Origin of the sequence: Vulcaniibacterium thermophilum, assembly GCF_007923255.1 — a bacterium.
Taxonomy (GTDB): domain Bacteria; phylum Pseudomonadota; class Gammaproteobacteria; order Xanthomonadales; family Xanthomonadaceae; genus Lysobacter_F; species Lysobacter_F thermophilum.
The window spans coordinates 1-21,629 of sequence record NZ_VOHJ01000021.1; the positions used below are offsets into that span (position 1 = coordinate 1).

22 protein-coding genes are annotated in these 21,629 nt (G+C 72.8%); 7 read left to right on the forward strand and 15 right to left on the reverse strand.

The annotated features are described in order from the left end of the window. The 6 genes from FQY64_RS09555 to FQY64_RS09580 all read left to right on the forward strand — a co-directional run. On the forward strand, positions 1-531 hold a 531-nt coding region (locus tag FQY64_RS09555), incomplete at its 5' end, for a DUF4142 domain-containing protein (RefSeq protein WP_146474037.1). 101 nt (positions 532-632) lie between these two features. Further along, the gene (locus FQY64_RS09560) at positions 633-971 is read left to right on the forward strand and encodes a hypothetical protein (RefSeq protein ID WP_146474038.1); all 339 of its coding nucleotides are present in this window, start codon (positions 633-635) and stop codon (positions 969-971) included. 45 nt (positions 972-1,016) lie between these two features. Beyond that, positions 1,017-1,427 carry a low affinity iron permease family protein gene (locus tag FQY64_RS09565; protein ID WP_146474039.1) on the forward strand — a complete coding sequence of 137 codons (411 nt, stop codon included), beginning with the start codon at positions 1,017-1,019 and terminating at the stop codon, positions 1,425-1,427. A gap of 139 nt (positions 1,428-1,566) precedes the next feature. Beyond that, positions 1,567-1,764: a hypothetical protein gene (locus tag FQY64_RS09570; RefSeq protein WP_146474040.1), complete on the forward strand. Its 198-nt coding sequence runs from the start codon at positions 1,567-1,569 to the stop codon at positions 1,762-1,764. A gap of 68 nt (positions 1,765-1,832) precedes the next feature. After that, on the forward strand, positions 1,833-3,749 hold the full coding sequence (locus FQY64_RS09575; protein WP_146474041.1) for a S9 family peptidase: 1,917 nt from the start codon (positions 1,833-1,835) through the stop codon (positions 3,747-3,749). 75 nt (positions 3,750-3,824) lie between these two features. After that, entirely contained in the window at positions 3,825-5,495 is a 1,671-nt protein-coding gene (locus FQY64_RS09580; protein ID WP_146474042.1) for an ABC1 kinase family protein, read from the forward strand. A gap of 649 nt (positions 5,496-6,144) precedes the next feature. On the opposite strand, the gene glnA is transcribed toward FQY64_RS09580, so the two are convergent. After that, positions 6,145-7,554 (reverse strand): type I glutamate--ammonia ligase, encoded by a 1,410-nt coding sequence (gene glnA / locus FQY64_RS09585; RefSeq protein ID WP_146474043.1) that lies wholly within the window; start codon positions 7,552-7,554, stop codon positions 6,145-6,147. 323 nt (positions 7,555-7,877) lie between these two features. Between glnA and FQY64_RS09590 the strand changes: the two genes are divergently transcribed. Continuing rightward, the gene (locus tag FQY64_RS09590) at positions 7,878-8,726 is read left to right on the forward strand and encodes an undecaprenyl-diphosphate phosphatase (RefSeq protein WP_146474044.1); all 849 of its coding nucleotides are present in this window, start codon (positions 7,878-7,880) and stop codon (positions 8,724-8,726) included. A 76-nt stretch (positions 8,727-8,802) separates the two neighbouring features. Here the strand turns inward: FQY64_RS09590 and FQY64_RS09595 are convergent, their stop codons facing one another. The 14 genes from FQY64_RS09595 to FQY64_RS09660 form a co-directional block, all read right to left on the reverse strand. After that, positions 8,803-9,192, reverse strand: a complete 390-nt coding sequence (locus FQY64_RS09595) for a YkvA family protein (RefSeq protein WP_146474045.1) — start codon at positions 9,190-9,192, stop codon at positions 8,803-8,805. A gap of 21 nt (positions 9,193-9,213) precedes the next feature. Continuing rightward, positions 9,214-9,840, reverse strand: coding sequence for a YbhB/YbcL family Raf kinase inhibitor-like protein (locus FQY64_RS09600; protein ID WP_146474046.1), 627 nt, complete (start codon positions 9,838-9,840; stop codon positions 9,214-9,216). A gap of 281 nt (positions 9,841-10,121) precedes the next feature. Continuing rightward, positions 10,122-12,203, reverse strand: a complete 2,082-nt coding sequence (locus tag FQY64_RS09605) for a tetratricopeptide repeat protein (RefSeq protein ID WP_146474047.1) — start codon at positions 12,201-12,203, stop codon at positions 10,122-10,124. Between the two features lie 71 nt (positions 12,204-12,274). After that, positions 12,275-13,306 (reverse strand): YheT family hydrolase, encoded by a 1,032-nt coding sequence (locus tag FQY64_RS09610; RefSeq protein ID WP_146474048.1) that lies wholly within the window; start codon positions 13,304-13,306, stop codon positions 12,275-12,277. 40 nt (positions 13,307-13,346) lie between these two features. After that, positions 13,347-14,153, reverse strand: coding sequence for a lysophospholipid acyltransferase family protein (locus tag FQY64_RS09615; RefSeq protein ID WP_146474049.1), 807 nt, complete (start codon positions 14,151-14,153; stop codon positions 13,347-13,349). A 43-nt stretch (positions 14,154-14,196) separates the two neighbouring features. After that, positions 14,197-14,637, reverse strand: a complete 441-nt coding sequence (locus FQY64_RS09620; RefSeq protein WP_146474050.1) for a hotdog fold thioesterase — start codon at positions 14,635-14,637, stop codon at positions 14,197-14,199. A gap of 157 nt (positions 14,638-14,794) precedes the next feature. Continuing rightward, positions 14,795-14,983, reverse strand: coding sequence for a hypothetical protein (locus FQY64_RS09625; RefSeq protein ID WP_146474051.1), 189 nt, complete (start codon positions 14,981-14,983; stop codon positions 14,795-14,797). Between the two features lie 51 nt (positions 14,984-15,034). After that, positions 15,035-15,235: a hypothetical protein gene (locus FQY64_RS09630; RefSeq protein WP_146474052.1), complete on the reverse strand. Its 201-nt coding sequence runs from the start codon at positions 15,233-15,235 to the stop codon at positions 15,035-15,037. 232 nt (positions 15,236-15,467) lie between these two features. Beyond that, positions 15,468-17,408, reverse strand: a complete 1,941-nt coding sequence (locus tag FQY64_RS09635; protein WP_146474053.1) for a phospholipase D family protein — start codon at positions 17,406-17,408, stop codon at positions 15,468-15,470. Continuing rightward, positions 17,405-17,980, reverse strand: coding sequence for a YceI family protein (locus tag FQY64_RS14760; protein WP_186760919.1), 576 nt, complete (start codon positions 17,978-17,980; stop codon positions 17,405-17,407). The genes FQY64_RS09635 and FQY64_RS14760 overlap by 4 nt, the downstream gene beginning before the upstream one ends. Further along, positions 17,977-18,453, reverse strand: a complete 477-nt coding sequence (locus FQY64_RS09645; RefSeq protein ID WP_146474055.1) for a SixA phosphatase family protein — start codon at positions 18,451-18,453, stop codon at positions 17,977-17,979. The genes FQY64_RS14760 and FQY64_RS09645 overlap by 4 nt, the downstream gene beginning before the upstream one ends. A 161-nt stretch (positions 18,454-18,614) precedes the next feature. Further along, complete coding sequence (locus tag FQY64_RS09650; protein WP_146474056.1) at positions 18,615-19,244, reverse strand: ParA family protein; 630 nt, start codon at positions 19,242-19,244, stop codon at positions 18,615-18,617. A 55-nt stretch (positions 19,245-19,299) separates the two neighbouring features. After that, the gene (locus tag FQY64_RS09655; RefSeq protein WP_146474057.1) at positions 19,300-20,406 is read right to left on the reverse strand and encodes a hypothetical protein; all 1,107 of its coding nucleotides are present in this window, start codon (positions 20,404-20,406) and stop codon (positions 19,300-19,302) included. 29 nt (positions 20,407-20,435) lie between these two features. After that, the gene (locus FQY64_RS09660) at positions 20,436-21,620 is read right to left on the reverse strand and encodes a hypothetical protein (protein ID WP_146474058.1); all 1,185 of its coding nucleotides are present in this window, start codon (positions 21,618-21,620) and stop codon (positions 20,436-20,438) included. Between the last annotated feature and the right edge of the window lie 9 nt (positions 21,621-21,629).

The window sequence follows — 21,629 nt, forward strand, 5'->3', positions numbered from 1 at the left end:
CCCACCGACGCCGCCGGCACCACGCCGCCGGCCGACGCCGCCGCGCCCGGCGCGGCCACCGCCGACACCGGCGCGCAGGCCGATGCCGCCGCCGCCGCGGCGCTCACCGAGGAGGCGTTCGTCGCCCAGGCGTTGGCCGGAGGCGCCGCGGAGGTGCATGCGGCGCGGCTGGCGCTGGAGAAGTCCAAGCACGCCGGTATCCGCGAGTTCGCGCAGAAGCTCGAGCGCGACCACACCGAAGCCAACCGCAAGATGGCCGAGGCCAGCGGCAAGCCCGCCATGCCGGAGCCGGACGCCGGGCACCGCAAGGCGATGGACGCGCTGGGCGGCATGAGCGGCGCCGAGTTCGACCGCGCCTGGCTGGCGCAGATGGATCAGGACCATGCCAGGACCATCGCCCTGTTCGAGAACGCCACCCGCAGTCCGCAGGTCTCCGCCAGGAGCAAGGAGCTGGCGCAGGCCACCCTGCCGGCATTGCGCGACCACGCCCAGACCGTCCAGCGCCTGCAGAGCGAGCTGGACCGGCAGTGAGTGCAGAGGCTGCCGCCGTGCGCAGAGTTTTCCGCCAACGCCCGGTGGCACGCCGTTTGCTGGGCGCATCGCCCGCACCGACCGATCAGGCAGCCGACGCCATGCCGGGAGACCTCGAGGAAACCAGACAGACGCAGGCCACGGTCCAGGTGATCGACCTGGACCGTGAACTGGCGTACTGGCGCAACCATTACCGCGAGCTGGCCTACCGCTCGGACCTGCGCTTCGAGGATCTGCTGCCGGCGTTGAAGCTCGGGATGGATGCGTACATCCGCACGCGCGGCGAGCACTTCGAAGCGCTGGCCGACCGGCTGGCGGAGACCTACGCGCGCGTACGCGGCAACTCGCGCCTGGACTGGCAGCGCGCGCTGCCGGTGGCGGAAGCGGCGTGGCGCCGGCTGGAAAGCCTCAACGCGCCGCATTGGGTGACGCGGCATTGACGAGCTGGCGCGGACAGTCGGCACGGTTCCTCCGGAGCGTCCGACATGAACACGCCCTCCTCACGCGGGTTCGAGCGTCTCGCCACCGCCGCCTCGCGCTTCGCGGGCCAGCCGCTGTCCTTCACGCTCGCCGCCCTGCTGGTGGTGGTGTGGGCGATCACCGGGCCCCTGTTCGATTTCAGCAACACCTGGCAACTGGTGATCAACACCGGCACCACCATCGTCACCTTCCTGATGGTGTTCCTGATCCAGAGCTCGCAGAACCGCGACACCGCCGCCATCCAACTGAAGCTGGACGAACTGATTCGCGCGACCGAGAAGGCGCACGACAGCCTGATCGACCTGGAACAGATGGACGCCGCCGAACTGGAACGCGTGCGGCACCAGTTCGAGCAGCTCGCGCGGCGCGCGCGCGGCGAATCGTGCGACGGCGCCCCGCCCGGCGTGTCGTCGTGACCGCAGTTGTTTCCCGCGCGCGCAAAAGCGTCCGTCGCGGCGGCGCCCGAGCCTGCGCAGCGCGCGCTTAGCGCTGGCACGGCACTTGCGGCTGACGGTGCGTCGGCAACCGCCGGCGACTCACGCATGAGGAACGACCATGGCGAACCAGAGCGACAAGAACCAGAACCAGGGCCAGAACCGCAACCAGGGCCAGGGCCAGGGCGGCCAGCAGGGCCAGCGCAACCAGGGCGGCATGCAGGCGCAGGGTCAGGGCCAGGGCAGCGGCGGGCAGGGCCAGAACCGCGATCAGGACCGCACCCAGGAACGCGAGGACGAGCGCAACCAGCGCCGTTGATCCGAACTTCCTTCCCCACGCGCCCCGGACCTCCGGGGCGCGCTTCCATCGGCCCCCCGGCAAACTGCATGAAGCCCTTCGCACCGGAGGATCTCTATCACCACCGCACGCTCAGGAGCCTGGCCGGCTCGCCGGCGCACACGCATTTCGCCTATGTCGTCAGCCGCGCGCGTCGCGGCAGGGACGGCTACGACTCGGTGGCTTCGCGGCTGGCGCTCGAGGAGCCGCAGCGCCGTGCGCCGTGCGCGATCACCTCGCGCGCGCATTCGGCCTCCTCGCTGCAGTTCTCGCCCGACGGCGGCACGCTGGCCTTCCTCTCCCGCCGCAATTCGCACGGCCTGCAGGTCTACCTGCTGCCGTGGGACGTGGGCGAAGCGCGCCGGCTGACGCGGCTCGACTGCACGCCCAGCCGCATCGAGGGCTTCTCGCCGGCGGGCGATGCGCTGCTGCTGCTGGCCAGCGAGCGGATCGCCGATGCCGACGGCCCGTGCGTGGCCGACTTCCTGCCGTACAAGCTCGACGGCAGCGGCTTCGTCGCCCGCGAGCGCACGCGCCTGCTGCGCGTGGAGCTGGCCTCGGGCAGGACCTCGCGCCTGGTCGACGGCGACTTCGACGTGTCCGGCGCGCAGTGGTCGCCGGACGGACAGCGGCTGGCCTACGTGCGCACCGCCGGCGGCCGCGAGCGCCACCGTCGCGAGCTGTGGATCGCGCGCGCCGACGGCAGCCGGGGCCGGCGCGTGTGCGAATCGCTCACCGACGCCTACGGCGTGCGCTGGTCGCCCGACGGGCGCGCGCTCGCGTTCGGCGGCAGCGACTGCGAGGGCGACTCGCGCACCACCCTCTGGCACTACGACGTGGAGGCCGACCGCCTGCGCCGGCTGGCCGGCGAGGATTTCGAGCTCGCGGTCAGCTCCAGCGTGCTCTGGCATCCGGACGGCGAACGCGTCGCGGCGATCTGCGCGCGGCGCGGCCTGCAGTCGATCGCGGTGGTGCCGATCGGTGGCGGCGACCCGCGGCTGCTCGACACGCGCCTGCGCCATGTGCTCGAGCTGTGCGCCAGCGGCGAGCGGCTGGCGTTCACCGTCGCCAACATGCGCTGGCCGGTGGAACTGCACTCGGTGCGCTGGGACGGCAGCGACGAACGCCGCCACACCGCGCACAACCGCGGCTGGGCCGCGCGCCGCATCCGGCCGCGCGTGAGCAAGCGCGCGTTCGACGTGCCCGACGGCAACGGCGGCACCGAGGCCGTCGAAGCCTGGGTGCTGACCCCGCCGGAGCCGGCGCAGCGCCCGTTCCCGCTGCTGGTGGACATGCACGGCGGACCGCAGAGCCATGCGCTGATCGACCACGCCTCGCACTGGTACTGGAGCGTGCTGCTGTCGCGCGGCTGGGCGGTGGTGGCGCCGAACGCGGTCGGCTCGGGCAGCTACGGCAAGGCGTTCTCGCAACGTCTGCGCGGCCGCTGGGGCGAGCTCGATCTGCCGCAGTACCTCGCCATCGTGGAGGCGCTGCAGAAGGAGGGACTCGCCGATGCGCGTATCGCCTGCGCCGGCAAGTCGTACGGCGGTTACCTGAGCGCGTGGGCGATCGGCCAGACCGACCGCTTCAAGGCGGCGGTGGTGTCGGCGCCGGTGACCAACGTGATGTCGCACGCCGGTACGTCGGACACCGGCTACTACGTCAGTCCGTATGCGATGGACGCCCGGTTCCAGGATCTGCCGGCGGCGTCCGCGCGGCTGTCGCCGGCGGTCCACGCGCCCGACGCGCACACCGCCACGCTCATCCTGCAGGGGGCGGACGACCAGCGCTGCCCGGTCGGCCAGGCCGAGGAGCTGTTCGCCACGCTGGTGCGCTGCACGCAGGACCCGGTGCGGCTGGTGGTGTATCCGGGCGGCAGCCACCAGCTCGCCGGCAGCGGCAAGCCGAGCCTGCGGGTGGACTACCACCGCCGCATCGTCGAATGGCTGGAGCGCTACGTCGCCTGAACGCGGCGCCGGCGCGCTCACCCGGCGGCCACGGTCGCGTCTCGACACTCGACGCATCGCAGAAGGTGGCCTCCGATGACCGCGACCGAGTCCAACCTGACCCGCTCCGCCCGCATCCTCGCCTTCCTCGCCAAGTACCGCAGCGCCGGCGTGTTCGCGGGGCTCGACGTCGATGCCGCGGCGGTCGACGCGCCGCCGCCGGCCGGCGATCCGGACGAATTCGTGCGCGATCTGGAGGCGCTGGGGCCGACCTTCATCAAGATCGGCCAAGCGCTGTCCACCCGCGCCGACATGGTGCCGGAGGCGTATCTGCGCGCGCTGGAGCGCATGCAGGACGACGTCGCGCCGGTGCCGTTCGAGCAGGTGCGCGCGATGGTGGAAGAGCAGCTCGAGCGCCCGCTGGCGCAGGCCTTCGCCTACTTCGATCCGCAGCCGCTCGGCAGCGCCTCGCTGGCGCAGGTGCACCCCGCGCGCCTGCACGACGGCCGCGAGGTGGCGGTCAAAGTGCAGCGGCCGGACATCGTCGGCACGATCGTGCAGGACCTCGACATCCTCACCTCGGTGGCGCGCACCGCCGACAAGGTCACCGACGTCGGCCGCCGCATGCGCTTCGTCGACTGGGTCGGCGAGTTCCGCCGCACGCTGCTGGCCGAGCTGGATTACCGCGTCGAGGCCGGCAACCTCGAGCGCTTCGCCGAGCATCTGGCCGACTATCCCGCGCTGTACGTGCCGGCGCCGGTGTGGTCGCACACGCGCGACAAGGTGCTGACGATGGAATGCGTGATCGGCGAGAAAGTGCTCGCGCTCACGCCGGCCCAGCGCGCGCGGGCGCGCTGCGACGACATCGCCGCCGACCTGATGCGCGGCTATCTCGATCAGGTGTTCGTGCACGGCGAGATCCACGCCGATCCGCACCCCGGCAACCTGCTGCTGACGCCCGACGGCCGGCTGGCGCTGCTCGATCTGGGCATGGTCGCGCACGTGCCGCCCAAGCGCCGCGAGCGGCTGCTGAAGCTGATGTTCGCCGCGGTCGACGGCCGCGGCGAGGACGTCGCCCACGAGACCGCGCAGATCGGCGTGCGCCTGGCCGAGTTCGAACAGGACCGCTATCAGCGCGAGGTCAGCCAACTGGTCGCGCGCTACGCCGCGCAGAGCGGACGCAACGGGCGTTCGGAGGGGCGGCTGATGCTCGATCTGGTGCGCACCGCCACCGCCTGCGGCCTGCGCACGCCGCCGGAGATGAGCCTGCTCGGCAAGACGCTGCTCAATCTGGAAGCGGTGATCCGCGCGCTCGATCCGGAGCTGGATCCGAAGGCGATCGTCGAGAACCATCTGGAGTCGGTGATGGCGCAGCGGCTGCGCAAATCGCTGTCGCCCTCGCAACTGGCGAGCGAGATGATCGAGCTGCAGGCGCTCGCGCGCGAGGCGCCGCGCAAGCTGTCCGACCTGCTGTCGCTGCTGGCCGAGAACCGGCTGCAGGTGCGCCTGCGCGGGCTGGAGGAGTCGCACCTGATCGAGAACCTGCAGAAGATCGCCAACCGCATCAGCGTCGGCGTGATCACCGGTTCGCTGATCCTGGCGTCGGCGCTGCTGATGCGGATCGACACCGACGCGCGGCTGTTCGGCTATCCGGCGATCGCGCTGGTGTTCTTCGCGCTGGCGAGCCTGCTCGGTTTCGCCATCGTCATCAGCGCGCTGATGAGCGACCGCAAGGCGCCGCCGAAGGAGGATTCGCGGCCGGATTGAGCGGGTGCGGCGCGACGGATCGCGCGAGGGAGCGCGTGCGGCATCGCCCCGGTTCGTCATTCCCGCGCAAGCCGTTGTAGCCCGGATAAGGCCGCAGGCCGCATCCGGGGTTGGGCCCCGGGTGCGCTTCGCTTACCCGGGCTACGTCGCTGGGAGGGAGTGAAGCGGTGTGCGACGTGTCGGATGCCACTCGACCCCACCCCGACCCTCCCCTGTAGGCAGTGGAGGCGTTGCTCTCCTCCCCCTGCTTGCAGGGGGAGGTTGGGAGGGGGTGAAGCGGTTGCGACGCGATCGGGTACCGCTCGACCCCACCCCGACCCTCCCCTGTAAACAGGGGAGGGCGAGGGAGCATCAGATCGCGTAGTACAACTGGTACTCGAGCGGGTGAGCCCAGGGCGTTCGCGAGGCATCGCCTCGCGCCCTGGGCGAACGCCCGCAGCGCTGCGGCGGGCGGGACATCCGCCGGTCCGGAGCCGTAGCGTCCGGACGCCCGTGCCGCGTCAGATCGTGTAGTACAACTGGTACTCGAGCGGGTGAGCCCAGGGCGTTTGCGAGGCATCGCCTCGCGCCCTGGGCGAACGCCCGCCGCGCTGCGGCGGGCGGGACATCCGCCGGTCCGGAGCCGAAGCGTCCGGACGCCCGTGCCGCGTCAGATCGTGTAGTACAACTGGTACTCGAGCGGATGCGTCGCGGCGCGGAACTTGGTGACCTCCTGCATCTTCAGCGCGATGTAGGCGTCGATGAAGTCGTCGCTCATCACGCCGCCGGCCTTGAGAAACTCGCGGTCGGCATCGAGCGCTTCCAGCGCCTGGTCGAGCGAGTGGCACACGGTCGGGATGCCCTTCGCCTCTTCCGGCGGCAGGTCGTACAGGTCCTTGTCCATCGCCTCGCCCGGATCGATCTGGTTCTTGATGCCATCCAGGCCGGCCATCATCAGCGCGGTGAAGGTGAGGTAGCCGGACTGCATCGGGTCGGGGAAGCGGATCTCGATGCGGCGCGCCTTCGGATTGGCGACGTACGGAATGCGGCAGCTCGCCGAGCGGTTCCGCGCCGAGTAGGCCAGCATCACCGGGGCCTCGAAGCCCGGCACCAGGCGCTTGTACGAGTTGGTGGTCGAGTTGGCGAACGCGTTGATCGCGCGCGCGTGCTTGAAGATGCCGCCGATGTACCACAGCGCCATCTGCGACAGACCGCCGTAGCCGTCGCCCGAGAACAGGTTCGCCCCGCCCTTGGCCAGCGACTGGTGCACGTGCATGCCGCTGCCGTTGTCGCCTACCAGCGGCTTCGGCATGAAGGTGACGGTCTTGCCGTTGCGGAAGGCGACGTTCTTGATGACGTACTTCATCGTCAGCAGCTCGTCGGCCTTGCGCACCAGCGTGTTGAAGCGGGTGCCGATCTCGCACTGGCCGGCATTGGCCACCTCGTGGTGGTGCACCTCCACCTCCATGCCGACCGCTTCCAGCGTCTTGCACATCTCCGCACGCAGGTCGTGCAGCGAATCCAGCGGCGGCACCGGGAAGTAGCCGCCCTTGATCATCGGCCGGTAGCCGGTGTTGCCGCCCTGGTACTCGCGCGAGGAGTTCCAGTGCGCCTCTTCCGAATCGACGTGGAAGAAGGTGTGGCCCATCTCGTTGCCGAAGCGCACCGAGTCGAAGATGAAGAACTCGGGCTCGGGGCCGAAGAATGCGGTATCGGCGATGCCGCTGGACTTGAGGAAGGCTTCCGCGCGCTTGGCGATGCCGCGCGGATCGCGGATGTAGCCCTGCATCGTCGCCGGATCGAGCACGTCGCAGGTCAGCACCAGCGTCGGATCGGCGGTGAACGGGTCGAGGAACGCGGTGCCGGCATCCGGCAGCAGCACCATGTCGGATTCGTTGATGCCCTTCCAGCCGGCGATCGAGCTGGCGTCGAACATCTTGCCGTCCTCGAACAGGCCGGGCTCAATGATCGACACCGGATAGGTGACGTGGTGCTGCACGCCGCGCATGTCGGCGAAGCGCAGATCGACGAATTCGACCTTGTGGTCCTTGACGAGTTTTTCGACGTGATCGAGGGACATGGGCGGGCTCCAGGGCGGGAATCGGGAATCGGGAATCGGGAATCGGGAATCGGGAATCGGGAATCGGGAATCGGGAATCGCCCCGCGGCGACTGGCAGCGGGTTAAGCAAGGCGTATGCCAAGTGAGCGCAGGCCGCGTAAGGCCGGCGTTGCGCGGCCTGCGCGGGTGAGCGGCCTGGCCTTGTGCACTACCGCGGAGCGGTTCCGGCCGCCCCGCACCACGCTGGTGCACACACAGGCTCGGCTATTCTTCGGCCCCTCCATCGTGGCGCGTCGCCTGCAACCCGCCTCGATCCCCGATTCCCGATTCCCCATTCCCGACCATGACCGATCTGCTCGCCGCGCTGCTGCTCGGCATCATCGAAGGCATCACCGAGTTCCTGCCGATCTCCAGCACCGGCCACCTGCTGATCGCGCAGCACTGGCTCGGCCCGCGCAGCGACCTGTTCAACATCGGCATCCAGGCCGGCGCGATCCTCGCGGTCGTGCTGATCTACCGGCAGCGGCTGTGGGCGTTGGCGCAGGGTTTCCTGGGCCGGGCCACGGTGGCCGGCGCGCACGGCGAGGCGCTGAGCGCGGCGCAGGCGCGCGACTACGCGTTCAAGCTGGCTGCCGCGTTCGGCGTGACCGCGGTGCTGGGGGTGCTGGTCAAGAAGCTGGGTTTCCAGTTGCCGGAGACGGTGACGCCGATCGCGTGGGCGCTGGTGCTGGGCGGCGTATGGATGATGCTGGCCGAGCAGCTCGCGGCGCGCCGCGCCGCGCGCATCGGCGAGCGTGCGGCGGTCACCTGGCTGGTGGCGGTGCTGGTGGGCGTGGGGCAGGTGATCGCCGGCGTGTTTCCCGGCACCTCGCGCTCGGCGACGACCATCTTCATCGCGCTGCTGGCGGGCACCACTTCGCGCGCGGCGGCGACCGAATTCGCGTTCCTGGTCGGCATTCCCACCATGTTCGCCGCGACCGGTTACGAGCTGGTCGACCTGATCGCCGACGGCCGCGTCGGCCAGGAGAACTGGGCGGCGTTCGCCGTGGCGTTCGCGGCGTCGGCGGTGACCGCGTTCGTCGCCGTGAAGTGGCTGCTGCGCTACATCCAGACCCACCGCTTCACCGTGTTCGCGGTGTACCGCATCGCGCTCGGCATCCTGCTGCTGGCGTGGCTGCCGGCGGGCGAATAGGAACCATCGCCTCTGCAGGAGCGGCTCCAGCCGCGACCAACAGCACGCAGGAACAGGGTCGCGGCTGACGCCGCCCCTACGCGCGGGGGATGGCGGCGACGCGCGCGAACCACACGGCGGCGGCGACCGCCATCAGCAGCCACACCGCCACCACCGCGGCCGCGCCGGCCAGACTGCGCGGCCGTTCCACCGTCGCCTGCGCCTTGCGGCGCGCGTCGGCCAGCACCTCGGGGGGCGTGAGCCGGATCACCAGCGCGATCCCGAGCGGCAGCAGCAGCAGATCGTCGAGCAGGCCGAGCACCGGCACGAAATCGGGGATCAGATCGATCGGGCTGAGCGCATAGGCCGCGACCGCCAGCGCCACCAGCCGCACGCGCCACGGCAGGCGCGGATCGCGCGCGGCGAAGTACACCGCGAGCGTGTCGGCGCGCAGGGCGCGCAGGCGCTCGCGGAGCGTATCGCGCATCGTCCGGTCCGCGCGCGGCGCTCAGCCCTCGACGTCCGGATTGAGCGAGTAGGTGCCGTAGATCGCCGCCTCGGCGAGCACGTGGCCGTGCATCGCGCGGAACACGTCGGCGGCGGTGAAGCGTTCGGGCACGGCGAGCGTGTCCACGTCGAGCGCGAACAGGCGGAAGAAGTAGCGGTGCAGGCGCAGATCGTTGGGCGGCGGGAACGGGCCGTCGTAGCCGCGCCAGTCGCCGGCCATCGACGGATCGCCCGCGAACCAGCCGGTGTAGTCGTTCAGGCCCTGGCGCGCGCCGGCGGGGCCGGACGGATCGCGCTTGCCGTGCGGCACCACGCCGTCGCTGCAACTGCCCTCGGCGATCTCGCGCACGTCGGCGGGGATGTCGACCATCGCCCAGTGGGTGAAGTCGCAGCGCGGCTGTTCGATGGGGATCCGCACGCCGGGCTTGCCGACCATCTCCGGCACCGTCGGCACGTCCGGGTCGATGCACAGCAGCGCGAACGAGCGCGTGCCCGCCGGCACGTCGTCCCAGGCCAGGTGCGGGTTGCGGTTGGGCGCGAAGCCGAAGCCGTCGGCGGTCGGCTGCCCGGCGGCGAACGTCGCCGGCAAGCGGCCGCGGTGTTCGAAGCTGGTGCTGTGGATGCGCATGGAAGCCTCCGTGGCGGGAAGGCCGACAAGATAGCGTGCGCGCGGTTGCGGAGGCGGCACCGCAATCCGTCACCGCGCACGTCTCCGGCGCCCCCCCTCACCCCAAACCTCTCCCCCACGCGGTGGGGGAGAGGGGAAGCGGTCGTCGGGGCGCGGCTTCGCGCCCGGTTCGTAGCCCGGGTAAGGGCGAAGCCCGCACCCGGGGCCGTGGGCGGGTTTCCGCAATCCCGGGTGCGCTTCGCTTGCCCGGGCTACGGGTGTCGCGCTGCGTCCGTCGCGACTCAGGCTTCCGCGTAGCCCAGCCGGCGCGCGACCGGGTGCAGCAGGGCGAACGCCTCGCCCAGCGCGCCGGCGAACTGGCGCCACTCGCCGCTGGCGAAGCGGCGCGGGCCGAACGCGGCTTCCGCGACCGGCGGCACGGTGATGTCGAGCGCGCCGCCGGCGGCCTGCGCGATCGCCGCCGGATCGTGCTCGATGCCGTCCAGGCGGATCAGCCGGTGCGGGAACAGATCCTGCTCGTGCAGATAGGCGATCTGCGCGAGCGTCTGCGCCAGCCAGCGCGCGGCCGCCTCGGGCGATTCGATCGCCAGCGGCGCCGGCGCGCCGAACGCCAGCCAGTCCAGCAGCATGTCGCGCGGATCGCGCAGGGCGATCATCAGTACCGCTTCCGGCAGGTGCGGACGCAGCGCGGCGAGCAGGGCGTTGTCCCACCACAGCAGCCAGTCGAACACGTTGCCGTCGGCGATGCCGCGCTGCGGCAGCAGGCTGCGCCAGTGCGCGACCATCGCCGCCGCCTCGGGCGACGCCTCGCCGTCGCTGCCGAGGCGTTCGACGGTGTCGTAGCGCTGCAGGAAATCGTTCGGCGGCTGCGGGCCGTAGCGGTCGGCGCGCAGCGGCGCGCGGGCCTGGTCGAAGGTGAGCGCGATGCGCTCCACCAGCGAGCCGGGCGCGCCCCACAGCAGCAGCACCGCCGGTGCCGGATCCGGCATCGCCGCCAGCGGCGGCCAGTCGGCACGCGGCGGGCTGTGCGGCGGCAGCGGCAGGCGCTGGTTCGCCACCTCGGCGTGCAGCGCGGCCCATTCGCGCGCCGCTTCGGCGTGGCGCCCGGCCTTGGCCAGGGTGTGGCCGCGGATCTGCCGCAGGTTGCGCTTCACGCCGGCGTCCTGCGCGTTCTCGACCAGGTAGCCGGCGCGCTCGACCGCGGCGTCGGGGTCGCGCTTGAGCAGCAGGTCGACCAGTTTCAGCTCGGCCTGCGCGTGGCCGGGCGCGAGTTCGACGATGCGGCGGATGACCGCCTCGGCCTCGGCATCCTCGCCGTGGCGTTCGTGCACCACGCCGAGCGCCTCCAGCGCCGGCACGTGATCGGGCATGGCCGCAAGCCAGCGCGCGATCAGCGCGCGCGCCTCCTCGCCGGCGAACGGCTCCACCGCCAGCCGCGCCTGCCACAGCGCGGACTCCTGCGGGTGGCGGGCGAGCGCGTCCTCCAGCGTCGCGCGCGCACCTTCGGCATCGCCGAGCCGGCGCCAGGTCTCCATCAGCGCGGCCAGCGTGCGCGGATCGCCCGGCGCGGCGGCGAAGGCGTCCAGCAACGGACCGAGCGCGCGCTCGGCGCGGTTGGCGGACAGCTCCAGCACGCCGAGATAGCGCCGCACCGCAGGCGTGGCGTCCTCGCGCGCGGCGAGCGGTTCGACCAGCGCGACGGCATCGTCGATCCGGCCCTGGCGCTGGCACAGATCGGCGATCAGCAGCGTCAGCGACACCGAGCCCGGATGACGCTCCAGCAGGCCGCGGAACGCCTGCTCGGCGAACGCGAAATGGCCCTTGGCCAGATACGCGAAGCCGAGCGCGTTGCGCAGCAGCGGTTCCTCCGGCGCACGCTGCGCCGCCTGCGACAGCACGGCCAGCGCGCGGTCGGCATCGCCGCGGCGCAGCGCCAGCCCGCCCTCGATCGAGGCCACGTGCGGATGCTCCGGCGCGATGCGCTGCGCGGTGCGCAGCAGGCGTTCGGCTTCGGCGAGATCGTTGCGGCCGAGCGCGAGATGGGCCTGGATGATGTAGGCCGGGAACTGGTTGGGATCGAGCCCGACCGCGCGCGCCAGCGCGGCCTGCGCCTCGTCGAGCTGGCGCTCCTCCAGCAGCAGGCCGGCGCGTTCCAGATGCAGCGGCGCGTCCTCCGGCGCCAGCGCGATCGCGCGGTCGATCGCCGCGCGCGCGCCGTCGCGGTCGCCCGCCAGGCGCAGGGCCTGCGCCAGCAGCCGGTGCGCGGTGGCATCGAAGGGCTGCGACTCGACCAGCGCGCGCGCGGCGGTCGATGCGGCGGCGTGATCGCCGCGGCGCAGGGATTCGAGAATGGCGTCGTACATGGGGCGGCGGCTCGGACTGGCCAGGACAAGAGGCCGATTGTAGCGGCGGCCCGCGCCGGCCGGCCGGGCGGCTACGCGCTGGCGAGCCGCGCCGTCACCCACTTCTCCGCATAGCCGTCCAGCCGCGCGTTCTCCAGGAACGCGCAATGCCCGCCCCAGCGCGCGATGTCCAGCCGCGCGTGCGCGGGCAGACGCAGATCGCGGAAGTCGCCGACCGGGATCACCGGATCGTCCTCGGCCATCAGCACGCTGGCCGGCGCCTGCAGGCCGGCCAGCCGGTCGCGCGCGATGCAGTAGCCGTCGAAGTAGCGCTCGAGCGTGCCGAAATCGGTGTAGCGCTCGACCATCCACGCGGTCAGCGCGCGCATGCGCTGGCGCAGCACGTCCTCGTCGAAGCCGTGCGCGTGCGGGAACAGCGCGCGCTTGCGCGCCAGCGAACGCCGCCACTTGCGCTCGAAGTACCACAGGTACAGCGGCAGGCCGCGCTCCATCGCCTCCATCGTGCGCGCCGGATCGAGCACCGGGCACACGGCGGCCACGTGCGCGACCTCGAATCCCGCCCGCGGCGCGCGCAGCGCCACGCGCAGCGCGAAGTTGCCGCCGAGCGAGTAGCCGGCCAGATGCACCGGGCCGCGCGCCACCGTGCGCGCGACCTCGCCCACCGCATGCACCACCTCGTCGATCCGGCAGGAGTGGAAGATCGCCTCGTTGAGGTGATGGGTATCGCCGTGGTCGCGGAAGTTCAGCCGGAACACCTCGAAGCCGGCGCGCAGCAGCGCCGCGGCGGTCAGCCGCATGTAGCCGGATTCGGCGCTGCCCTCCCAGCCGTGCAGCAGCACCGCCAGGCCGCGCGCGCCGACGCCCGGCCGCACCGTATGCACGCCGTGCAGACGCACGCCGCCGCCGCCGTCGACTTCGTGCAGCCACGAGCGCACGCCCAGCGCGTCCAGCTCGCGCGCGCCGCGCCGCTGCCGCAGCGGGCTGGAGCCGAGCACCGACTGCACGTGCGCGTTGCGCAGCCAGGCCGGCGGCAGGTAGGGCCCCGGCTCGGCGCCGTCGCGGGCGCCGGCCGCGCGCGGCCTCGCCGATGCGCCCGCGTCCATGACTCCGGAGCACTCCCGTGGTTCGCCCATCCGTGCCGCCTCAGTGCCGCATCACTTCGAGGATGCGCTGCCGCGCCAGCTCGGCGATGCGGCGGCGGCCGTCGGTCTCGCCCGGCTGGATCGGCGTCAGGAAATGCACCTCGGCCAGCCGCGCCGGTTCGCCGAGCAGGCGCAGGAAATTGGCCAGGAAGCTCTCGCCCGGATGGAACGCGACCACGCTCTGCGCATCGCCGCGTTCGCCGTAGCGCAGTGCGACCGGCTGCACCGGCACGCCGGCCTCGACCGCGGCCAGGAAGATGCGGGCGTGGAACGGGCCGAGTTCGCGGCCGTCGCGGGTGCCGCCCTCGGGGAACACGCCGACCGAGCGCCCGCTGCGCAGGCGCGCCAGCATTTCGTGCAGCACGCCGCCCAGCGACTCGGCGCTGCCGCGGTGGTGGAAGATCGTCTGCCCGCGCGCGGCCAGCCAGCCCACCACCGGCCAGCGCTCGATCTCGCGCTTGGCGACGAAGCCCATCATGCGCTGGCTGTGCAGCGCCTCGATGTCGATCCAGCTCACGTGGTTGGCGACGAACAGCGCCGCCCCCGGCAGCGGCGTGCCGTAGCGGCGCAGACGGAAGCCGAACACCCGCATCAGGCCGGCGGACCAGGCACGGATCAGCCGGTCCTCGAGCGATTCCGGACCGATCCGCAGGCGTCGGCTCGGCAGGGTGATCAGCACCAGCACGAGCGGCAGGTGCACGAACACGTGCCACAGCAGCATCGGCACGCGTACGGCATAGCGGAGCGCACGCGCGGCGGCGCCGCCCGCGGGCGCTGCCGCGCCGACGTGGGGGGACGGCGCATTCATGCGCTCACGATAGCCTGATACGGACGGCGGCGGGAGACGCGGCTCAGCCGCGGCGCGCGATCACCGCGAGCGTGAGCCGGGAAACGCACACCAGCCGGCCGGCCTCGTCCTCGATGCGGATCTCCCACACCTGCGTGCGCGCGCCGACGTGCAGCGGGCGCGCGGTGCCGACCACGTGGCCTTCGCGCACCGCGCGCAGATGGTTGGCGTTGATCTCGATGCCGACCACGCCCTGGTCTTCGGCCACGCACAGGCCGCCGGCGGTGCTGCCGAGCGTCTCGGCCAGCAGCACCGAGGCGCCGCCGTGCAGCAGGCCGTACGGCTGCCGGGTGCGGGCGTCCACCGGCATGGTGGCGCGCAGCCAGTCGGGGCCGAGCCCGGTGAAGCGGATGCCCAGCGGCTCCATCGCCGTGCCGCGCGAAAGCGCGTTCAGCGCATCGATCGTGGTGCCGGGGCGGAACAGGGGACGGTCGGAGGCGGACATCCGGCCACGATAGCGGCATCCCCGGTTCCGGAGCCAGCGCGTCGCCCAGGGGGAAGACGGCGCGCCGGTCCGGAGCCGTCGGCCGGCCGGACGTCTGCGGACGTCCACCGCGGGCGGATGAGGGGGCATCCGCCGGCGGCGTGCCGGCCGGTTGCGCTTACGCGCAGCGGAAGCGGGCCTGACCCCAGGCGGTGGTGTAGCGGCGGCGGGTGCCGTAGCCGCTGCTGCTGCCGTAGCCGAAGCCGAACTCGCGTTCGCGCTCGCGCGGGGCGGACTGGAAGGGGGCGACCGCGGCCTCGGAGCGGGCGGTCGGGGTGGAGACGGGGGCTTCGATGCGGGCGTTCATGGTCGGGTCTCGGTCGGGACGGACGGGGCGGTCCGGAGGGGGGCGGGCGGATCAGGCGAAGCGGAAGCGCGGCTGGGCCCAGGGCGTGGTGTAGCGGCGGCGGGTGCCGTAGCCGCTGCTGTTGCCGTAGCCGAAGCCGAACTCGCGTTCGCGCTCGCGGTGGGAGGTCGCCTGGAAGGGCACGGCCGCGGCATCCGGGCGGTTCGTCGACGGGGACGGGGCGATGACGGGAGCGACGGTGCGGGTGTTCATGACGACTTCCTCGGGGGTGGGCGTTGGGCCCTGAACTAGTGTGTTGGTAGACTACAACACCGCATCGATAATTCACCTGTGCCGGAAGTCACCCCACCGATGGCACCGGCCGGGGGACCGTCGCGATGCGGGGTGGGCGGTCAGGAAAAGGAGATGCGCGGGCGCCGCGCGGGGTTGCCGGCGCAGGCCCCAACTGAAGACAGGGGGCGGCCGTCGGCGCGGCCGCGCCGGCTCAGAGGATCGGCGCCAGGCCCGCGCCGAAGGCGGTGAAGATGCGCGTCAGCACGCTCTTCCAGCCCAGCGCCACCTCCGGGAAATCGCCGACCGGGCGGTGGCAGCGGCGGAAGTCGGGCTCCTCCGGCAACGGCGGCGGCGGCGGGCAGTCCGGGCCGGGGACGAACTCGTAGCTGGTCGCATAGCGCGTCGGCCAGAAATCGAACACCGGCAGCGACTCGCCCACCTTGCCGAGCGAGTAGTCCAGCCCCGACAGCACCGGCGGCTTGTCGCGCCGCGCGATCACCCACGAGTTGGCCGGTGCGATGTCGCGCCGGATGCTGGCGGCCAGCGCGCGCGCGAACGCCGGATCCTCGATCACCACCGCGCTTTCGGTGTTGTACAGATCGCCGCGGGGATCGAAGTTGTGCGTGCCGACCACGCCGACGCGGCCGTCGATCACCAGCGACTTGGCGTGCATGCCGATGCGCACGCCGGCGCGCTTGAGCGGCACGCGCTCGTTGACCCCGCGCGAGCCGTAGCGGGTGGCGCGGTTCTCGCGTTCCAGCGGGGTGCGGTAGCGCGGCTCGGCGCCGTCGACCGGCACCCGGTAGCGCGCGCGGTACAGCACGCTGCTGCGGTCCGTGTTGACGTACACCCTGGACGCGGGCGGCGGCCGCGGCCGGTCGGCGCCGGTGGCCGCCAGATCGATCGGCGCATCGCCCGGAAACGGCTTGTACTCGTAGATGGTGAAGCCGAAATCGCGCAGGTAGCGCCGTTTGTACTTGTACGACAGCGCGTAGACGATGAACGCGTCGGTCGCCGCCAGGCTGTTGGTGGAGACGATCACGCGCGGCCGCGGCGTCCGCTTGCGCATCTGCCGGAACATCCGCTGCGCGGGTTTGGAGAGCACCAGGTAGGGCGTCTGCAGCAGCACCTCGTGCCCGGCCGATTCGATCAGCGCGCGCAGCTCGTCCGACGAGGAGCGCCGCACCTCGCCCTCGTGCTTGCGCGGGCTGTCGGCGATGTAGCGCACCGGGCCGACCGCGATCGCCGCCGCCGCCAGCCGCTGCCGCACAGTGTCCGCATCGGCGGCGTCGCGGCGCATCGCCTCGGCGCGTTCCGGCCAGGCGTAGGCGTGCGGCGGCAACGCCGGCACGCCCTGCCGCAGCAGGCGCCGACCGACGTCGGCGAGGCGCTGCACCGGCACGCTGCGGGCGTCGGTCCAGAAGCGTTCGAAGTCGGCCTCCATCTCGGTCACCGCGGGGCCGGCCACCAGCAGGTCGCGATCGCGGAAGTTGTAGGTCGGGTTCCAGTCGTAGTAGTCGTCCTGGTAGTTGCGTCCGCCGGTGATGCCGACCGCGCCGTCGATCAGCAGCAGCTTGGTGTGCATGCGCTGGTTGAGCGTGCGGAAGCAGCAGGCGGCGGCGACCACGTACTGCCAGTACGCGATGCGCGCGCGGCCCAGCACCGGGTTGTACAGGCGCACCTCGAAGTTGGCGTGCGCCGCCGACAGCGCGGCGAGCGTCTCCACGCGCTCGAGCGCGGAGAGCTGGTCGATCAGCACGCGCACGCGCACGCCGCGGCGGGCGGCGGCGAGCAGTTCCTCGAGCACCAGCCGGCCGCTGTCGTCCTCGTCGAAGATGTAGGTCTGCAGGTCGATCGCGGTGGTGGCGCTGCGGATCAGGTTCACGCGCGCGAGCAGGGCGTCGGTGCCGCGGTCGAGGATCAACGCGTAATGCCGCGGCGCCTGCGGCTGCGATTCGGCGAACGCGCGCGCGGCCAGATCGCGCAGCGGCGATGGCTCGGCGCAGCGGCGCGGCTCGGCGCAGCTCAGCTCGCTCGGCCGCCGGGCGGCCACCACCGCATCGACCTCGCGCACCTGCTGCGGCGAAAGCGTCGCGCAGGCGGACAGCAGCAGCGCCAGCGCCGCCGCGGCGAGAGGGCGCCACCGCGTCACGGCGCCTCCAGCACCCGCACGCGCAGGTCGAGGCGGACGCGGTCGCTCAGCACGAACGTCCAGCCGTCCATGCCGTAATGGGCGCGATGGATCAGGCCGCGGCCGGTCAGGTCGCAGTCCAGGCCGGGGCGTTGGCAATGGCCGGGGTCGAGCATGAAGGTTTCGAAGCGGCGGCGGCCGCGCAGCGTCAGCATGCCGCGCAGCGGGCCGCCGGTGTGCAACAGTTCGTGACTGAACGGTTCGGAGAGGAAATCGATCCGCGGCGAGCGGGCGGCGTCGAAGAACGCCTCGCCGCGCGCCAGCGCGCTCCAGCGCCGCGAATCCTCCACCGTCACCGCCCCCGCGTCCAGCGCGATGCGCACCTGCAGGCGGCCGTCCGGCAGCGTCAGCACCTCGCCGGCGTGGCGCGGGAACGCGCCGAGGATGCGCTGGCCCCAGCGGGTGCGCAGTTCGAAGCCGAAACGGGTGTGGGCGGGATCGAACCGGCGCGCGGGCGGAGTCTCCTGCGCGGAGGCGGCGAGCACCGCCAGAGCCAGCAACGTCGCAAGCCGGCGCGCGCGCGTCGCCGTCACGGCCACCAGAATGCGGTCAGCTTCGCCACGCCCGGTTCGAGCGGGCCGTCCGCGGGCATCTCCAGAACCGCCACGCCGCCGGGCGGCATGCCGCGGTACTCGCTCGACTGGCCGCTGTGCAGCAGCGCCACCAGCCGCTCCAGCCCCGGATTGTGGCCGACGATCATCAGCCGGCCGGCTTCCCCGTGCTGGCCGGCGAGGTCGATCAGCGCGCCCGGGGTGGCTTCGTAGATCGACGGTTCGATGCGCTGGTCGACGTAACCGATCACGTGCAGCACCGCCTCCAGCGTCTCGCGCGTGCGCCGCGCGGGCGAACACAGGACGCAGTCGGGCACCAGCCGCCGCTCGGCGAGCCAGCGGCCCGCCGCTTCCGCCTCGGCCAGCCCCTGCGCCGACAGCGCGCGGTCCAGATCGGCCTGGCCGTAGGACGCGGCGTCGGCATGGGCGTGGCGCAGCAGGATCAGTTCGCGCATTGGGCTGGATTCGCGATTGCGGGAATGGGGGGTCGGAGCTTCGGCGAAGCGTGCGCGCACATCCTACGCGGGAGTCGTGCCGCGCCGCTGTCGAGACGCGCCGCGGGCGGCGGAATCGACGCCTTGCGAATTCCGAATGTTCGATCCCGAACCCCGTCGCTTCACCTGCGCACCCACTTCAGCAGCGGCTGCCAGTCGGCCTGGTGTTCGCGGATCTGCTGGGAGTGGTAATCGAACATGCTCTTGCCGAGTGCGGTGAGCATCACGTAGGCCTGGCTGTCGCGCAGTTGCGCGGCCAGCGGATACGGCCATCGGGCAAGCAGGTCGAGCGCCTGCTGCGACGCCTGCGTCCACGGCCTGAGCCGGTTCGCCACCAGGCCCACGCGCAGCTCCCCGCGCCGCACGCGCGGGTGGCGGGCGAGCGAATCGAGGAACGGCACCGTGGCCTCGATGTCGAGCATCGACGGCTGCACCGGCACCAGCGCGACGTCGGCGATCTCCAGGAACGCGTCGAGGTCCTCGGCCATCGCGCCGGCCGCGGCGTCGATCACGACCCGCTGGGTGTCCTCCGGCAGCATGCGCCGCCACGCCTTGCGGCGGGTGCCGTCGAGCGGCAGCACCGCGCTCTCCAGCCCCGCGCGCCGCTGCGCCCAGCGCGTCGCCGAGCCCTGCGGATCGGCGTCCACCAGCGCCGTGCGCAGTCCATCCAGCGCCGCCTGCGCGGCGAGATGGGTGGCGATCGTGGTCTTGCCGACGCCGCCCTTGGAACTGGCCACCAGCATCGTCCTCATCCGCACGCCCCTCGGATCGACCCACGGCCGAGCCTACACCCGGCACGCGGACGGGTCACCCGGGCGGGTCGCGGCCGGTCAGCACCCGCGCGCGTTCGTGCGGGTTGCGCGGCAACCAGCCCGGCGGGGGCGCAAGCGGAATGCGGTGATGGCGCAGCACCGCGAGCATCGCGGTCCACTCGCCCTCGCGCTGCGCCCGCAGCGCCCAGGCCGGGCCGAGCAGGCGCGGCATGGGCTGGTCGCGCACCCACAGGAACCGCCGGTAGCGTTCACGCCAGCCGGGGCCCTCGGGCCGGTCGGCGGTGGCGCGGACGGCCATTCCGTAGCCCAGATTGCGCGCCAGCAGGCTCGAGGCGCGCACCAACCGTTCGGCCAGGGCCAGGCACACGGCCCGATCGGGCGGCGGATAGCCGGGCCGGGCCCGGCAGGCCGACGCCGCAACCTGGAGTCCGGGCACCGGATGAGCGGAGGCGACGGCGCTGGCATGCGTCAGGTGCAGCAGGGCGTCATCGACCGGCGCCTGCCACAGCGCAGCCAGCGCGCGTCGGCTTTCGGCATCGGGCGGCGGGGTCGGGGCTTGCTCCAGTGCCGCGTAGGCGGCGCGGAACGTCTGTTCCAGGTAGAGCTCGTGCCTGCTGGCGCGCGTGGCCTCGGCGAGAGCCAGACGGGCGAGGTGCCGGTTGCCGCCGCGCTGTGCCGCATCGGCGAGTCCCAACCACGCCGCAGCGTTGTCGGGATCCGGGGCTACCCACGCTTCCGCCGCGGCCAGGCAGGCGGGCGTGCCGTCGAAGCAGTGGCCCGAATGCAGCGCATTGGCGAACGCGTCGTCGTCCGGCGCCCGACGCGCGGCTTCGGCCAGCGCCCGGCGCTGGACATCGGCGACCGTGGGGTCGTCGGGTCGCGCCAGCGGCAGCAGCAGGGCGTAAGCGATCAGCGCATCGGCATCGCGTCGGCGGCGCAGCGTGCGCAGGTGGGTGTCGAGGGGCCAGTCGGCGACTGCATCCCCGCGCAGGGTTGCCGCGCGTGCGAGGGGGTGCAAGGCCGGTGCCGGCGCCGGCGCCGCTGCGGCGGGGCGGGCGGTGGCCTCCGGCGCGCGGCGCGTGAGCCACGCCCGTCCGAGACCGACCGTCCCGGCCACGGCCAGTGCTGCGAGCGCGAGCACGCACAGGGGGGTGGTGATCCGACGATGGCTCATGGCGGCACCTGCCCCAGCACCAGCGCGCGTTCGTGCGAAAGGCTCGGCAGCCAGCCCGGAGGTGGGCGGTCGGAGAGGCCCTGCGCGCGCACGAAACGGCGCGTGCCTTCCAGCGACCCGAAGCGGGCGATCGTCGCCGTGAGATCGGCACGCAGGAAGAAGCGTGTGCGCGTCAGGTAGACCAGCCACAGGGTCTCGCGCAGCGGCTCGCGCCAGAGCCGGTGTTCGGGCGTGCCGGCGGTGTGCCGGCACAGGAACAGCAGCGCGGCCTGACGTTCGACCAGCACGGTGCTGCGCGCCTGCAGTGCGTACGCGCGCAGGCAGAGATCGCGGCGCACGGCCGCACGCATCGCCGTCGGGTCGCACAGCACGCCCCAGGCGCTGCCGCGCTGCAGGCCGGACCACCGGGGACCGGCGGTGCTCGCCAGCAGTCCGCGTTGGGTGGCGGCGTCCGGTGCCGGCAGGTCGGGGAGCATCCGTGCCAGAGCCCGGTGCAGCGCCGGGCTGGGCGGTGGCAAGGCGACCGGTTCCAGCGCGCGCCACGCGGCCTGCATGGCCGCCTCGCCGCGGGCGACATGGTGCGGCGCCAGCACCGCGCGTTGCAGCCGTTCCAGCGCCTGCGCGCGATCGTCCAGGCTCGCTGCGATGCCGGCGGCCAGCAGCCAGGCGGCGGCGTTGTCGCCGTCGACCCGCAGCAGGCGCGCCACCGCGCGCGGGCATTCGGCCGGCCGGCAAACGACGGCCTCCATCCAGGCGACCAGCGGATCGCCGGGTGCGCGTTCGGCGGCCTCGCGCAGCGCAGCGCGGGTGTCGGCATCGACATGCGGCCACGGGCCGCGCTCCAGCAGCGGGGTGAGCAACGCGCGCTCGAGCGCGGCCTCGGCATCGCCGCGGGCGGCCAACGCGGCCAGCCGCGCCCGCAGCGCACGATGGTACGCCGCGCGCATCGCGTGTTGTTCCGTCTCCAGCGTCTGCGTTTCGGCCGACGGCAGCGGAGCGCGCCCGTCGCCCGGCGCGGAGGGTCGGGCGGGAGCGGGCGGGGGCATCGCCGTGTCCGCCGCGTCGGCGGCAGGCGCGCCGACGGCGCGTGGCGGCGCATCGTCCTCGCGCATCGCCACCGCCGTGGCGACCGCGACCGCCAGCGCGATCGCAATCCAGACTCCGCATCGCCGTCCCGGCATCGACGCCCC